This is a genomic window from Streptomyces sp. NPDC001380 (assembly GCF_042895785.1).
Lineage (GTDB): Bacteria > Actinomycetota > Actinomycetes > Streptomycetales > Streptomycetaceae > Peterkaempfera.
Genome location: NZ_JBIAWP010000021.1, coordinates 46,918 through 60,740, shown reverse-complemented (window position 1 = coordinate 60,740; position 13,823 = coordinate 46,918). Strand labels below are relative to the sequence as shown.

The 13,823-nt window shown below is 76.6% G+C and carries 10 protein-coding genes and 1 riboswitch; of the genes, 2 read left to right on the top strand and 8 right to left on the bottom strand.

Annotation, left to right across the window (positions count from 1 at the left end):
• Positions 1 to 139: 139 nt before the first annotated feature.
• Positions 140 to 1,849, top strand: a complete 1,710-nt coding sequence (locus ACFY07_RS23005) for a phospholipid carrier-dependent glycosyltransferase (protein ID WP_390871182.1) — start codon at positions 140 to 142, stop codon at positions 1,847 to 1,849.
• 254 nt (positions 1,850 to 2,103) lie between these two features.
• Here the strand turns inward: ACFY07_RS23005 and ACFY07_RS23000 are convergent, their stop codons facing one another.
• Positions 2,104 to 2,310, bottom strand: a complete 207-nt coding sequence (locus ACFY07_RS23000; protein WP_390871180.1) for a hypothetical protein — start codon at positions 2,308 to 2,310, stop codon at positions 2,104 to 2,106.
• 193 nt (positions 2,311 to 2,503) lie between these two features.
• A riboswitch (cyclic di-AMP (ydaO/yuaA leader) is annotated at positions 2,504 to 2,656 on the top strand.
• Positions 2,657 to 2,667: 11 nt separating this feature from the next.
• On the opposite strand from ACFY07_RS23000, the gene ACFY07_RS22995 reads away from it, so the two are divergent.
• A complete protein-coding gene (locus ACFY07_RS22995) occupies positions 2,668 to 3,735 on the top strand; it encodes an NlpC/P60 family protein (protein WP_390871178.1) in 1,068 nt (355 codons plus the stop codon).
• A 267-nt stretch (positions 3,736 to 4,002) separates the two neighbouring features.
• Here ACFY07_RS22995 and ACFY07_RS22990 read toward each other — a convergent pair whose 3' ends face one another.
• The 7 genes from ACFY07_RS22990 to ruvB all read right to left on the bottom strand — a co-directional run bounded on the left by ACFY07_RS22990 (position 4,003) and on the right by ruvB (position 13,724).
• Positions 4,003 to 7,401, bottom strand: a complete 3,399-nt coding sequence (locus ACFY07_RS22990) for a choice-of-anchor D domain-containing protein (protein WP_390871176.1) — start codon at positions 7,399 to 7,401, stop codon at positions 4,003 to 4,005.
• 212 nt (positions 7,402 to 7,613) lie between these two features.
• Positions 7,614 to 7,754 carry a hypothetical protein gene (locus tag ACFY07_RS22985; protein WP_390871174.1) on the bottom strand — a complete coding sequence of 47 codons (141 nt, stop codon included), beginning with the start codon at positions 7,752 to 7,754 and terminating at the stop codon, positions 7,614 to 7,616.
• 197 nt (positions 7,755 to 7,951) lie between these two features.
• Positions 7,952 to 9,112, bottom strand: a complete 1,161-nt coding sequence (locus tag ACFY07_RS22980) for a hypothetical protein (protein ID WP_390871172.1) — start codon at positions 9,110 to 9,112, stop codon at positions 7,952 to 7,954.
• A 364-nt stretch (positions 9,113 to 9,476) separates the two neighbouring features.
• Complete coding sequence (locus ACFY07_RS22975; RefSeq protein ID WP_390871170.1) at positions 9,477 to 10,250, bottom strand: class I SAM-dependent methyltransferase; 774 nt, start codon at positions 10,248 to 10,250, stop codon at positions 9,477 to 9,479.
• Positions 10,251 to 10,494: 244 nt separating this feature from the next.
• Positions 10,495 to 11,295: a hypothetical protein gene (locus ACFY07_RS22970; RefSeq protein ID WP_390871168.1), complete on the bottom strand. Its 801-nt coding sequence runs from the start codon at positions 11,293 to 11,295 to the stop codon at positions 10,495 to 10,497.
• Positions 11,296 to 11,621: 326 nt separating this feature from the next.
• Positions 11,622 to 12,512, bottom strand: coding sequence for an NAD-dependent protein deacetylase (locus ACFY07_RS22965; RefSeq protein WP_390871166.1), 891 nt, complete (start codon positions 12,510 to 12,512; stop codon positions 11,622 to 11,624).
• A 123-nt stretch (positions 12,513 to 12,635) separates the two neighbouring features.
• Positions 12,636 to 13,724, bottom strand: coding sequence for a Holliday junction branch migration DNA helicase RuvB (gene ruvB, locus ACFY07_RS22960; protein ID WP_390871164.1), 1,089 nt, complete (start codon positions 13,722 to 13,724; stop codon positions 12,636 to 12,638).
• Positions 13,725 to 13,823 lie beyond the last annotated feature (99 nt).

Sequence of the window (13,823 nt, the reverse complement as noted above, 5' to 3'; positions counted from 1 at the left end):
AGACGGTACCGGAGGGCGGGCACCCCGGGGAGGACCGCCCCGGGCGGCCGCCGGGGCCGTGCGGGGCCATCAGGGGGCGCGCGGCGGGGATTCCGCGGACCGGCACGCGGCGCGCGCCGCCGCGTTAGGGTCGGGTCCCATGCGGGGGCAGGGCGTCATCGACAGCGCCGCCGGGGCCGCCGGCGCCGGTCCGGGGACCGTCCGGCGGCCCCGGCGGCCCCGGCGATGGCCGTTCGCACTCGCCGTGGCCGCGCTGCTCGCCGGGATGGCCGCCGCGATGGCCACGACGGCGGTGGAGCAGACCCCGACCATCGACGAGCCCGTGTACGTGGGCACGGCCGTGGTCTACCTGCAGCAGCACAGCCTGCGGTACAACCCGGAGCATCCGCCGCTGGGCAAGCTCGTCATCGCGTCCGGGGCGGCGTTCGCCCACCCGCGCCTCGACCCCTCCTTCACCGGCGACCAGACGGCGCTCGGACGGCAGGTGCTCTACGCGTCGGGCAACGACCCGTGGCGGCTGATGCTGTGGGCGCGGCTGCCGGTGATCGCGCTGACGCTGCTCTTCGGGCTGGTCGTCCTCGCCTTCGCCCGCGACCTGGCCGGCCCGGCGGGCGGCCTGACGGCGCTCTCCCTGTACGCGTTCTCCCCGGACGTCATCGCCCACGGGTCGCTGGCGACGCTCGACGTGCCGGCGGCGGGCTTCCTGCTGACGTCGCTCTGGGCCGTGTGGCGGGCGCGGCGCCGGCCGCTGCGCCACCTGCCGCTCGCCGGGGCGGCGCTCGGCGCGGCCGTCGCCACGAAGATGAGCGCGCTGCCCGCGGTCCCGGTGCTGATGCTCCTGGCCGTCCTGTCGGTGCGGTGCGCCCACCGGGCCGGCGGCCCCGGACCCGGGTCCGCACCCGGCCCGCGCGGCACGGCACGGCTCCTCGCCCGCGGCGCCGGGGCGGCGGCGGCCGTGGCCCTGGTCGCGGTCGCCGTGGTCTGGGCCTCCTACCTCGCCGTCGACCCGCGGCTGCGGTGGGCGGCGCCCGGGAACACGCCGGTCGTGCACGGCCTGCGCGGGGCGGCCGTCGACCTGCTGCCCCTCCCGGAGGCGTACCGGGACGGGATGCGGATCCAGTTCGGGTTCGAGAACGCGACGTACGGCGGCTTCCTGTTCGGCCGGCCGTACCGGGGCGCGCTCTGGTACTACCTGCCGGCCGCGCTGCTGGTGAAGACGCCGCTCGGCATGCTCGCGCTGTGGGCGGCCGGCGCGGTGGCGGCGGTGCGGGTGCCGCGGCTGCGGCCGGCGGCGCCGTACGTGCTCCTCCCCACGGCCGTGCTGCTGGCCGCGGCGATGACCGGGTCCCGCGACTTCGGCGTCCGGTACGCCGTCTTCGTGCCGGTGTTCCTGGCCGTGGCGGCGGGCGGTGCGGCCGTGTGCCGCCACCGGTGGGTGCGTGTCGCGACGGCGCTGCTCGTGCTGTCCGTCGCGGTCGGCTCGCTGCGGACGTACCCGTACTACCTGCCGTACTCCAACGAGGCCTTCGGCGGGCCGTCGAGGACGCACCTGCTCCTGCACGACTCCAACGTGGACTGGGGCCAGGACCTGGGGCGGCTGGCCGACCGCCTCCGGCAGCGCTACCCGGGCGAGCAGGTCTGGCTGGTCTACAAGGGCAGCGGCGTGCCCGCCGCCTACGGCATCCGCGCGGCCGACCCGCGCGGCGTGCCCCCGGCACGGGTGCACGGGCTGCTCGTCGTGTCGGACTCCTCGGCCGCCAGGGCCGACGACCGGCTCGCGGCGCTGATCCGCGGCGGCAGGCCGATCGACGAGGTCGGCCACTCGATCACGATCTACCGGAGGCCCTGACGCCGCGGCCGCAGCCCGCGGTCCTCCCGCACGCGCGGTCCGGCCTCACCGGTCGGCGCCCTCATGCCCGGCCACCCCGACAGCTCCGGCCCCCGCGGGGCGGGACGGCCCCCGTCAGCGGCCGGCGGCTCCCGGGCCGGGGCCGTCCTGCCCGCCGCCGCCCCGGCGCCCGACGTCCGGGGCCCGGCGCCCGGGGCCCGGGGCCCGGCGCCACCGGAGTGCGCCGGGCCGCACCCTCCTGGTGCCCGTCCTGCTCACCCCGGGCGCGGCTCCAGGCCCTGGCCGGCCTGCTCGGCGAGGCGCGCGACGGACTGGAGCAGACGCGCCGGCACGCCGCCGACCTCCAGCTCACGCTCGGCGCCGTCGCCGCGGACCAGGCCGCCGGCCTGTCGGCCTCCTGGCGTTCCTGGGCGCGGCGCGCGGCGCCGCCGCCTGAGGTCGTATCCGGGGAGGAAGGGCACGCAACGGACAGAGCGCGCGCGGGGCGTCGAGGCGCCGGGCGCACGAGCTTTGATGACTTACCTACCAACGTTTGAAAACATCACCCTCTTGTTACTAAGGTCCTTCGCGAGCCACTGCTCCAGTGATCACCCGAGGGGGGTGACGGCGGTGGTTCCCGCCGAGTCCGAGGAACGGCAGGGCAGGTGACTGCCCTACGCGGGGATGCCGTCGATCGGAGCCGGGGAACCAACTTCCTCGGGGTGAATCGGCGCCGCGGCTGTCCTCACGGGACCCGCCGAGGCGCCGTAGGGCAGCTTCCGGCCCGAACCCGTCAGCTCACCCGGTAGGCGGCCGTTGGAAGAATGGAGCCCGCCTTCGTGGCGACCCACCGCCGCCCCAAGCAGCCCAGCCGCGCCCGCGTCTCGGTCCTGACCGCCGCCGCAGCCACCGCCGTCGCCCTCTCCGCCCAGGCCGGAGCCGCCCAGGCCGCGCCGAAGCCGACCAAGGAGTCCGTGAAGGCCCAGGTCGACAAGCTCAACGAGCAGGCCGAGGCGGCGGCGGAGAAGTACAACGGCGCCAAGGAGCAGCAGCAGAAGCTGCAGCGGCAGGTCAACAACATGCAGGACGAGGTCGCCCGGCAGCAGGCCGAGGTCTCCTCCATGCAGGGCACGCTGGGTCAGCTCGCCTCCTCCCAGTACCGCTCGGGCGGCATCGACCCCACCGTCCAGCTGATGCTCTCCTCCGACCCGAGCCGGTTCCTGGACCAGGCGTCCTCGCTGGACCAGGTCAGCGCCCAGCAGGCCCAGACCCTCCGCCAGCTCCAGGAGAAGCAGCACAAGCTCGACCAGGACAAGGCGCAGACCCAGGCCGACCTCGCCGAGCTGGACTCCACGACGCGCGAGCTCAAGGCGCGGAAGGCCGAGGTCCAGACCAGGCTGGCGAAGGCGCAGGCCCTGCTCAACACCCTCACCGCGCAGGAGCGCGCCGCGCTCCAGGCCGCCGAGACCGCCGCGGCCCAGCGCGCCTCCCGCGCCGCGGCCCGCACGGCGCTGACCCCCGCCCTCGCGGGCAACGGGAGCACCGCCGCGGCGTCCGGCACCGCCCAGGCCGCCCTCGCCGCCGCCAAGACCCGGATCGGCTCGCCGTACGTCTACGGCGCCACCGGCCCGTCGACCTTCGACTGCTCCGGGCTGACCCAGTGGTCGTACGCCAGGGCGGGCGTCTCCCTGCCGCGCACGTCGGAGGAGCAGGCCAACGCCGGGACCCGGCTGACGCTCAGCCAGCTCCAGCCGGGCGACCTGGTGTTCTTCTTCAGCGACCTGCACCACGTCGGGATCTACGCGGGCAACGGGATGGTGCTGCACGCGCCGAAGCCCGGCGCGTCGGTCAGGTACGAGGCGATGAACGACGGCTACCTGCCGTTCCAGTTCGGCGTGCGCGTCTGAGGCTCCGAAGCGCGCAGGGGCGGGGCGGACACCTCAGGTGTCCGCCCCGCCCCTGTGCCGCACCCCGGCCCGCGGTCCGGCCGGCATCCCCCGCGGAGCCGGCGGTTCGCGGCTGCGCCCGCCTCCGGCCCCGCCGTTCCCCGGACGGCCGCCCGGGGAAGGGCGGGACGGATGGCGGGACGGATGGCGGGACGGGTGGCGGAGCGGGCCGCACGCGGGGGGCGGCCGGGAGGGCGCCCGCTCCGCGGCGGCCTGCCGGGGGACTCGTCAGAAGAGGGCGTTGTAGATCTGCCACCCGGTGCCGATCCTGTACCGCGCGGCGAACGGCGCGGCCGCGCCGCCCGTCCCCGGGTGCAGCCACAGGGCACCGGAGCCGTCGCGGCCCAGCAGGTCGGCCCGGCCGTCCCCGGTCACGTCCCCCGCACGGACGACCGCGTTGTAGACCTGCCACCCGGTGCCGATCCTGGCCCGGGGTGCGAAGGGCGCGGCCGCGCTGCCCGTCGCCCGGTACAGCCACAGGACGCCCCCGGCGTCACGGGCCAGCAGGTCGGCCCGGCCGTCCCCGGTCACGTCCCCCGCACCGACGACCGCGTTGTAGACCTGCCACCCGGTGCCGATCCTGGCCCGCACGGCGAACGGCACCCTCGGGCTGCCCGTCGCCCGGTACAGCCACAGGGCACCGGAGCCGTCCCGGCCCAGCAGGTCGGCCCGGCCGTCCCCGGTCACGTCCCCCGCACCGACGACCGCGTTGTAGACCTGCCACCCGGTGCCGACCTGGATCCGGTTCCCCAGGGGCGCCGTCGGCCTCCCGGTGCCGGGAATGAGCCACAGGGCGCCGGCGGTGTCGCGGGCGACGACCGCCCCGCTGCCGTCCGCGCGCTGGCCGCCCAGGCTGACGATCGCGTCGTAGGCCTTCCAGCCGCTGCCGGCGGCCCGGGCCAGGCCGCTGCCGACGACGGTCCGGGGGCCCAGCGGGGCGGAGGGGAGGCCCGTGCCGCGGTACAGCCACAGGGCGCCGGCGGCGTCCCGGGCGAACAGGGCCCCGCGCTGCGCGGCCGGCGGGACGCCCGTCCCGGAGAGGCCCTCGTACTGGGCGCCCTGCCCGGCGTCGCCGGTGACCTCGTAGGAGGCCGTCGCGGCCCCGGTCGTCGCCGTCGGGGAGAAGGTGACGGACTGGCGCACCGCCTGCTGCGGGCCGATGACCAGCCCCTCGGCGAGCTGGTCCGCGCTGCTGAAGACGCCGGCCGGCGCCTTGGCCTTGGTGACGGTCACGGGGACGTTGCCGGTGTTGGTCAGGGTGAAGCCCAGCGTCCTGGACGTCCCCCGCTCCACCGCGCCGAACGCGAGGGCGGGCGGCGTGAGGACGAGGTTGCCCCGGCCGCTGACCGCGGTTCCCGTGACCGGGAGGGTGAGGGTGCCGCTGGTGCTCGTCAGCGTGATCGACGAGGCGTCGCTCCCGGCCGCCGTCGGCGCGTAGCCGACCTGGAGGACGAGCGACCCCTGCGCGGGGACGGTGGTCGGGTCCGCCGGGTCGGCGCCCGGCAGGTTGCGGACGGTGAACGGTGCGCCGGGCGGGGTGGCGGCGGTGACGACCTCGTCCTGGGTGCCCGTGTTGGTCACCTGCACGTTCACGCTGCCCGTGGTGCCGGTCGGCTGGTCGGTGAAGGACACCCGGGCGGGGGCCGCGGCGAGCCCGGGGCTGGTGCCCACGCCGTGCAGGCTCAGCGCGAAGTCGCCGGCACCGGTGGTCACCGTGAGCGTCCCGCTGACGCCGCCGGCGGCGGTGGGGGCGAAGGAGACGGGGATCGGGAGCCCGCCACCGGCCGGCAGGGTCGGCGGCAGGGCCGAGGTGTCCGCGGTGAACGGACCCTTGACGGCCACGCCCTTGATCGTGAGCGGCCCGGAGGGGCTCTGGTTCTCGGTCAGGACGGCCGTGCCGCGGCCGGTCCCGCCCACGGGCACCTGACCGAAGTCCAGCGGGCTGCCCGCCAGCGGGCTGCCGACCGGGCTGCCGAAGGCGTACACCCTGCCGTCGCGCGTGCCCACGTAGACCTGGCCGCCGTCGGTGGCCGGGGTGGCGAACTTCACCGCGGTGCCGATGGGCGCGGACCACACGAGCGGCAGGATGCCGCCGGCGTCCGGCACCGCGCCGTACGCGCGCAGCTGGGCGTTGGCGCCGCTCGGCCCGCCCGACCAGACCACCCAGACCAGGGCGCTGCCGGGGTCGGAGCCGTCCGAGGTCACCACCGGCGACCCGCTGGTGTAGGGGAAGGTGTCCTGGCTGGTGCCGACGGCGGTGAGCGCCGGGTCGCCCGCACCGGTGGTGCCGCGGCGCAGCGCCGTCAGCGGGCCGCCGTTGCCGACCAGGTAGACGTAGCCGCCGCCACCGCCCCACACGGCCGGGTGGCCCCACTGGCCCTTCAGCGGCCCGGTGACCCCGACCACCGCGTCGGTCCCGCCGCTCCCCTGGGCGCGTCCGCCGAGCCGGTCGCGGTCCAGCAGGAAGACCCGCCCGTCCTTGCCCTGCTGCACCATCAGGCGGGGGTGCGCGGGGGTGCCGAAGCCGTCGGGCAGGCCGACCGGCCCCCCGGAGCCCAGGTCGGTGTCCCGCTGGTCCAGGACGGGCGCGTCGGCGGGGCTGAAGAAGTCGCCCGCGGCCAGGCCCCCGGCCGCGTTCACCCGCAGCCGCACCACGGACTCCGCGAGGGTGCCGGGCGGGGAGCCGCCGGGGCCGGGCGCGGGGCTGACGCCGTTGCCGGTCGAGAGGAAGATCCGGCCCGGCCCGTCGGAGACCAGGCCCCCGCCGGCCTGCCACACGCCGGCCCCGGCGTTGGAGGCGCCGGCCTCGGTGGTCCACATGGCGGTCACCGAGCGGCCGGTGGTGCTCACGCCGACCACGTAGCCCCGGTACGGCTTGTGGTCGCAGTGCCCGCCGAAGGCGGCGTACACCACGCCGTCGAGCAGCAGGAGGCCCGGGCGCTGCATCTGGTACGCGGGGCTGAAGACCGTACCGGGGTCATTGGAGGGGCTGCCCTTGATGACCACCGGGAAGCCCGGCCGCTCGTCCCCGGTGAGGGGGTCGAGGGCGTGCATGTACCAGTGCGGGTTCAGGACGTCGTGGACGCCGTTGACCAGGGGTCCGTCGTTCACCTTGGCGGTCAGGTAGACGGCGCCGGTGGCCGGGTCGTAGACCGGGGTCGAGGTGACGCCGATGGTGGGGGTGAGGTCGCCGCAGCCGAGGGCGGCGGCGGGCCAGGCCGGGCCGAGGTCGCGGCTCCAGACCGCCGCCCCCGTCGTCCGGTCCAGGCCGTAGACCTTGTTGTTCTCGGTGGCCGCCACCACGGTGCCGCCGACGGCGATCGGCTGGGCGTAGACCTGCCCGTCGAGCCGGGCGGGGGCGCTCCACCGCTGGCCGAAGGAGGGGGACGTCACCACCGAGGGGCTGAGGCCGGGCTCCTTCCCGTCCCAGCCGGTCCGCAGGTTGTCCACCGACACGGTGGTCTCGTCCGCGCGGGCCTGGACGGGGCCGAACCCCGGGCAGACGGCCAGCAGCACGGCGGCGAGGACGGCGAGGGCCGTCCGACGCCGCGCGGTGCGGGTCCGTGCGGTACGGGTCCGCGTGGTGCGGACCCGTGCAGGTGTGCGCGCAGGCGTGCGTGCGGCCATGTGTCCCCCCATCCCCGGCATGCCGCCCCGGGCGGCCGGCGGGCGCCGCCGGACCCCGGGGATCCACGGGGCGGGCGGGCGTACGGGCGCGGCACGAACGGCAAGGACCGCATCCAACCACACCGGCACCCCTGCGTGTCCACACGTTCTCCACGATCCGGCCCGCTCCTGCGGACCGGGCCGGTCCGCCCGGGCCCACGGAGGGGCCCGGATCAGCCCTCGGCGGCGGCCTTCAGCATCCGCAGCCGGTCCTCGTGCCCCTCGCGGAGCTTCCCGCTGCTGTGGAGGAGGGTGAGGAGCGGACCGGAGAGCGACTCCTCGACGGTCACCAGGGTGCCGCCGTCCGCTCTCAAGGAGCGCCATGCGGGGGAGTGCGGAGTCAACCGCCCGGAACAGCAGCATGCGGCGGCCACCGGATACAGGCAGGCGGGCCGTGCGCTACGAGGCGCCGATGCCGGTCGCAGCCCTCGACGAGCGGCTCCGACCACCGGACCGGGGACGTCGGGGGCAGGGCCGCCACCGGATTCGAGCACTGCAGGGCAATCCGGCCTCAGCGCCACCGGCCCGGCCACGCAGCCACGATCGCAGCCACCGACTCCTCGACCGTGCGCCCGTCCGTATCGACGTGCAGCCGCCCCAGCGAGGCCCGCTCCAAGGCGACGGCCGTCGCGGCGGCTTCATCGGCAATCCGGCGAAGCTCCGTGGCGGACCGGCCCTTCAGCGGGTCACCCGGTGCAGGCCAACTTCCGCCCCGACCCCGGGATTCGATCCTCTCCGCCAGGGCGGCACGCCCCGCGTGCAGGCGGCACAGCGTGACCTCGGTGCGCGGCAGAGCAGCGGCGTACATCTTCGCCGTCGCCTCGTCCTCCACCGGCCCCGTCACGATGAGCGCCTCCGCACCCGCGTTGCGGTACGTGCGCCACAGGGCGGCCAGGTTGTCCGCCTTGAGCCGATGACGGGCGAGGCCGTCGGGCGGGACGGGGCGCAGGAAGGCGAGTTGGTCGAGGTCCACGTACGCGGTGCGGACAGACCTGCGAACGTGCTGGTAGACCTGCCAGCCGATGGTCGACTTGCCGACCCCGGTGGGCCCGCACAGCCACAGCAGTGGAGCTTCCACGCCCGGGTCGGCCGGCACCACGGCGTCCGCTGCTCGTTCCGCCCCGGCGCGGAGGTCCCCGCCCCCCGGGACCGTCCAGTCGCCGACGCGCGCCGCCACCTCCCGAAGTACCGCCGAGACGTCCAGGCCGGTCGTGTCGATGCACACGTCGCCGAAGCCGCTCGCGTCCATGACGTCCGCCTCGTCGAGCGTCTCCTGCACCAGGTGCGTCAGCATGCCGCGCCCGGTGAACCTGCGCGCCAGCTCCTCCCGCTCGGCACGCAGTCGGCACACCGTCAGTGCGGCGCCGGGCAGTTCGTCGGCGTACACGCCCTGCACCGGATCCACAACTCCCGACACCACCGCGCACCGGGCTCCCCGCACACGGAAGTTGGCCAGCACCGCAGCGAGGTTGCGCGCCTTCATCCGGTGCAGGTCCGGGTCCTCGGGGGGACCTGGCAGGAAGATGCCCAGCTGGTCGATGTCCGCATAGCCCGCCGGGAGCCCTCCCGACGTGAGCCGGGTGAAGAGCTCCCAGCCGGCCGTGGTCTTACCGACACCGGCCGGCCCGCACAGCCAGAGCACCGGGAGCCGATCGGATGACTGAAGCGACATGGCGGGCATTCTCCCGAGCTCGTGGCGCCCGCGTCGAGCGCACTGCTCCAGGCCGCATCTTGTCGGGCCGCGTGCCGAGGTCCGTGTCGGCGTGCGCAGAACCGGGCGCTCAGGTGAACAGGCCCGGCGGGTCGGCCCGGACCTGCAGTTGCCCAGGGATCCGCTTCCGGCCGCCGTCGCGCTGCCACCGGCAGCGGGCACCGTGGAGGCGGGCCGGATGCACCGGTGTGCGCGACCACACGGGCACCGCCTCCCGGGAGACGCCGCTGCCGCCGGCGAGGACCCCGTGGACGCCGGGCCCCCGGGTCCTCATGGAGTCCGGGGGGCGTCGCGCGCCGGGCGGGAACGCCCGGGCACCGACGGCTCAGAGGTCCTGGCGGTTGCTGCGGCGTGCGAGATGGACGGTGATGTCGGCGACGACCCCGACCGTCCCGGGCAGGGCCCGTGCGATCGCGTCGTACGCCTGCCGCCGCCTGGGCTGCGGCAGTTGGAGGTACGCCGAGACGGTCGACAGGTAGCCGACGTAGTCGTCGGCGCTCATGGTCAGGCGCCGCTCGACGACGGACTGCCGGACGTCGACGAACAGCCGGGACCGCTGCAGCTCCGTGCCCGGCCACTGCATCTCCTCGTCCGGAGCGGTCCCGTCGGGGGAGGGGACCTCGTCGTCCTCCAGGAACGGCGCCCGTGCCGCACGCACGGACTCCTCGACAGCCGGGTCGGCCAGCCGGAACGGGCCGCCGAACGAGGCGAAGACGCCCCCGGGTTCCAGGAGCGCGGCCACACGTGACCACCGGCCCTCCGGGCGTGTCCAGTGCAGGGCCGCCGCCGCACAGACGAGCCCGTAGGTCTCGCCCGGCCGCAGATCCTCGAACGCGGCCCGGACGGTCCTCACGTCTGCGGGCACCGTCCTGCGCAGCTCGGTGAGCATGGCCGCGTCGGGCTCCGTCGCCGTGACCGCGACCCCGTGCCCGGCGAACAGGCGGGTCGCCTTGCCTGTCCCCGCACCGATCTCCAGGGCGGTCCGGAGCGGACGGCCCGCATACGTCATCACCATGTCGGCGAGCTCTGCGGGATACCCCGGCCGGAACCGTTCGTAGGACTCCGCGATCGCGCCGAAGCCCAGTGCACGCGTGGACATGGCAGGCATTCTGGCATGACCGTGACCGGATGGGACCGGGCTCGCCCGGCGGTCCGCACCGGCCTCGGCCGGGGCGTCGACGGCGCCGCGGGGTACGGGCGGCCGGCCGCCGGGACGCAGCGAGGGCCCGCAGGACGCGGAGGCGTGCCGCGTCCTGTGGGCCCTCCCGCGCGACGGCCCGGGGACCGGAGGTGCGGGTCAGCAGGCGGGGGCCGCCCGGCGGACGAGCCGCCGCGGTCCCTCGTCAGCGGCCGTGGCGGCCGTAGCCGTGGTGCCGGTGGCCGTGCTTGTGGCCGTAGCCGTGGTGCCGGTGGCCGTGCTTGTGGCCGTAACCGTGGTGCCGGTGGCCGTGGCGGCCGTGGTACCTGCGGTCGTGGCCGTGGCGGCCGTGCCCGTGGTACCGGTGGCCGTGGTGCCCGTGGTACCGGTGGCCGTGGTGCCCGTGGTGCCGACCGCGCCCTTCGTCCCCGCGGCCGCCGCCGTTGCCACGGCCCTCGTCACCCCGGCCGCCGCCGTTGCCACGGCCCTCATCCCCGCGGCCACCGCCGTTGCCACGGCCCTCATCCCCGCGGCCACCGCCGTTGCCACGGCCCTCATCCCCGCGGCCACCGCCGTTGCCACGGCCCTCGTCCCCGCGGCCACCGCCGTTGCCACGGCCCTCGTCCCCGCGGCCGCCACCGTCGCCGCGACCCTCATCCCCGCGGCCGATGTCACCCCGGCCGCCACCGTTGCCGCGGCCCTCGTCACCCCGGCCACCGCCGTTGCCGCGACCCTCATCCCCCAGGCCGCCGCCGACACCGTTGCCGCGGCCCTCGTCCCCGCGGCCGCCGCCGTTGCCACGGCCCTCGTCGCCCCGGCCGCCCTGGCCCAACCCGCCGCTGCCACGGCTGCCGTCGGTGCCGGCGCAGTCGTGGTACTTGCAGTAGCCGCTGACACTGCCGGCCTCCCCGGAGGAGGCGGCAAAGGCGGTGCCGGCCAGGGGGAGGGCGGCGGTGGCGGCGGCGAGGACGGCGGTGGCAGTAAAACGCATGAAGCTCTTGGACATGCGGTTTTCACCTCTGAACACAGATTCGGGTCCCCGAGCCCGCTCACCGTAGGCAGGGCCCCGGCGAGGGCGCGCGCCGGTTCTGCCGTTTGGCCCATCCGCACCGTCCCCTCCGGGTGCCGGAAGGCCCCTCCTGGCGGGTCGTCACCCGGCCGGACCGCCGTGACGGTCCCCGGCACCCGCCGTCCCCCCGGGCCGCGCGGCCGCACCCGCCGGCCACCGGGCGGGTCCGGACCCGCCGGCCACGGCGCCGGACGGCCCGCGGGCGCCCGACGAGGCCGGCGGCCGCCTCCGGGGCGGACCGGAGGTCCGGGCGGGTGCGGACGTCAGGCAGGGGGCGGTAGCGCTCCGAGCTGCTCCGCGAGGGCCGTCAGCGCGGCACCCAGCGGCCGGGACACCCGGACCGCGGCGTGGTCGTCCCCGCGCGTCGCACCCTGGTTCACGATCGCGACGGGCTTGCCCGTGCGCGCCGCGTGGCGGACGAAGCGCAGGCCCGACATGACCGTCAGGGACGACCCGAGGACCAGGAGCGCGCGGGCGGCGTCGACCAGGTCGTAGCAGAGCCGGACCCGGGCCTTGGGGACGCTCTCGCCGAAGAAGACGACGTCGGGCTTGAGGACTCCCCCGCACGCCTCGCACGGCGCGACCCGGAAGGCGGCGACCAGCGCGTCCGGGAGCTCGACGTCCCCGTCCGGGTTGACCCTGGCGCCCGCGTCCCGGAAGGAGCCGTTCAGCGCGTGCAGGCGGCGGTCGAGGTCCTCGCGCGCGCTGGTGCGGCCGCACCCCAGGCAGACCACGCGGTCGAGCCCCCCGTGCAGTTCGACGGCGTCGCGCGTGCCGGCCGCCCGGTGCAGCCCGTCCACGTTCTGGGTGATGACGGCGGACACGTGGCCGGACCTGCGCAGCGCCTCGACCGCCCGGTGCCCGGCGTTGGGCTCCGCCCGGGCGACCGTCCGCCAGCCGACGTGGCTGCGGGCCCAGTACCGGCGGCGGTTCTCCTCGCTCGCCGTGAACTCCTGGTACGTCATCGGCGTGTGCCGCCGCAGACTGCCGCCGGGGCCCCGGTAGTCGGGGATGCCCGACTCGGTCGAGAGCCCCGCGCCGCTCAGGACCGCGACGTCCCGCCCGGCCAGCAGGCGTCCGACGTCCTCCAGGCCGCCGGCCTGCGGGACGGACCCACCGGTCGCCGCTTTCTCGTACGTCGGGCGCAGGTGCATGCGGACAGCTTAGATCGGCACCGGACACCGGGGCCCGGGGCGGCCCGCGGGAGGCGCCCGCGGTCCGGACGGGCCCCGGAGCAGCGGCCGGTGCGGACGCGCTGAGCGGCAGCACGGCGGCGCCTAACCCGGCCCCACCGGGCCCGCACCGGCGTCCTGCCGCGGCGCGAGCCCCAGGTGCTCCCAGGCGGCGGCGGTGGCGACCCGGCCCCGGGGCGTGCGGGCGAGCAGGCCCTCGCGGACCAGGAACGGCTCGGCGACGGCCTCCACCGTCTCGTGCTCCTCCCCCACCGCGACCGCCAGCGTGGACAGGCCCACCGGGCCGCCGCCGAAGAGCCGGAGCAGCGCGTCGAGCACCGTGCGGTCCAGGCGGTCCAGACCGCGGGCGTCGACCTCGTAGACCGCGAGGGCGGCGGCCGCGGTCCCGCGGGTGACGACGCCGTCCGCCCGGACCTCGGCGTAGTCGCGGACGCGGCGCAGCAGCCGGTTGGCGATGCGGGGGGTGCCGCGGGAGCGGCCGGCGATCTCGGCCGCGCCGTCGTCCTCGATCTCCACGTCGAGGAGCCCGGCCGAGCGGTGGACGACGCGCTCCAGCTCGGCGGGGGCGTAGAACTCCATGCGGCCGGTGAAGCCGAAGCGGTCGCGCAGCGGGGGCGGCAGCAGGCCGGCCCGGGTGGTGGCGGCGACCACGGTGAAGGGCGGCAGCTCCAGCGGGACCGAGGCGGCGTCCAGGCCGGTGCCGACGAGGACGTCGACCCGGAAGTCCTCCATCGCCATGTACAGCATCTCCTCCGCCGACCGGGACATGCGGTGGATCTCGTCGAGGAAGAGCACCTCGCCCTCGGTGAGGGAGGAGAGGACGGCGGCGAGGTCGCCCGCGTGCTGGATGGCGGGCCCGGAGGTGATCCGGAGGGGGGCCTCCAGCTCGGCGGCGATGATCATGGACAGGGTGGTCTTGCCCAGGCCGGGCGGACCGCTGAGCAGCACGTGGTCCGGGGCGGCGCCGCGCCGCCGGGCGGCCTGGAGCACCAGCGAGAGCTGCTCGCGCACCCGCTCCTGGCCGATGAACTCGCCCAGGTCCCTGGGCCGCAGCGCCGCCTCGACCGCCCGGTCCCCGCTGTCCCCGCTGTCCCCGCCGTCGGCGGCGGCGGTGGCGGCGGCGGCGGCGGCAGCGGTGGGGGTGCCGCTGCCGCGGGTGTCGTTCCAGCTCATCGTGGTCCTCCTCCGTCGGTGCTCGGAAGGGCGGGCGGGGCGGGGAGGGCCGGGTGCCGCCCTCGGGTTCCCGGTCGCCGGTGGGGCGGGTGCCCGGGC